Source organism: uncultured Maribacter sp., assembly GCF_947500405.1.
Lineage (GTDB): Bacteria > Bacteroidota > Bacteroidia > Flavobacteriales > Flavobacteriaceae > Maribacter_B.
In genome coordinates this window covers 1-1,333 of record NZ_CANMRY010000044.1, presented here as the reverse complement: position 1 = coordinate 1,333, position 1,333 = coordinate 1, and the positions used below count along the sequence as shown (strand labels likewise).

The window sequence follows — 1,333 nt, the reverse complement described above, 5'->3', positions numbered from 1 at the left end:
CAACGGTCTCGGCTAAGCGTAGTGCGGAGGTAAGGAAACTTTTTCGTTTCCGTTTGCGCACGAAGCTAAAGCTTATTGTTTAGTTTTATTTTTCTTGTCCAAAGCTAAATCCATAAGATTTAGCGACATTCTAAATATACACAGACTTTTCGATTTTGCCCATAAGTCCGCATTACGTTTAGGCATTGTTGTGTGTAGTTTTATTGAGTACTGTTTAGTGCATTACCGAGTCCAAAGCTACGCCATCTTTGAAATTAACAGTCTTAGTCAATTCACCATTTTTATTATAAAACTTGATTTTTTCATCAAAGTACCCTTCTTTATAATTCCCCATAATTTTAATTTTGCCATTCTCGTAATATTCGCCGAACTCTCCTGTTCTTTCATCGTTTTTGGCAGTCCAAAATTTAGTTAATTTTCCCTCTTTATTATAGGTTTTAACTAATCCATTTAGTTTGTAATTTGTTAGCTCCATATATGCTTTTGAAACTCCTGAATTGTAATAGGATTGTAGCTTTCCTTCAAAATTATTGTTTAATGTGTCCGGAATACAAATGAATATTTGTTTTAGTGTTCCATTAGGATAATAGATTCTAGAAGTATCAATTTCTTTTCCATTCCAATAAGTCGCTGAAAACTTAGTTGAACCATCTTCAAAATATTTAAGGACTTTACCATTCTCTTTGCCATTTTTATAAGTTTTACTTTCCTTAATCTGTTGATTCTTATAATAATGTATGGCTTTACCGTTCTTTTTTCCTTTTTTGTAATAGATAGAAACCATTAGCTCACCAGTATCATAATAGTCTTTTCGTAATCCATCTTCTAGATTTTCCAGAAAGTGAGTTATATATTTTACAGTTGTGCCATCTTCTCTGTAATAAATCCATTTGCCCTCTTTTATGTTATTCTTTATATTACCTTCGGAGTCCAGATTTCCCTTATTTGAATAGTACTCTTTGTAATGTCCATCTGTATATTTTATTGAAACAAGTGAGTCGTTTAAAAATGTTTCAATCAGTTGAAGATTATCATCTGTATCATAAAAATTGCAAATCCTATTAGGAAAACTATCCAAAACAATTTGTTTACCAAAACGATTTCCATTATCAAAGAAGTATGTGGAAGTAGATTTTGGGAAATTCATTTCTGAATTAGCAATCACTTTTATCCATTTTCCTTCTTTTCCATCTTCTTGATAAAACGCATAATTTGAATTTCTGAATTTTTCATTGCTTATATCATCTTGACAAGAAAAGAATATTGTTATTAGAAAAAATAAAAAAATCTTTTTCAATACTTAGTTTCTTTGATTGGTTAAATTACACACAAC

General features: G+C 30.3%; 1 protein-coding gene. It reads right to left on the bottom strand.

Annotated features, from left to right (window positions below; genetic code table 11):
• Positions 1-214: 214 nt before the first annotated feature.
• Entirely contained in the window at positions 215-1,297 is a 1,083-nt protein-coding gene (locus Q0945_RS15885) for a hypothetical protein (RefSeq protein WP_299436608.1), read from the bottom strand.
• Positions 1,298-1,333: the final 36 nt, after the last annotated feature.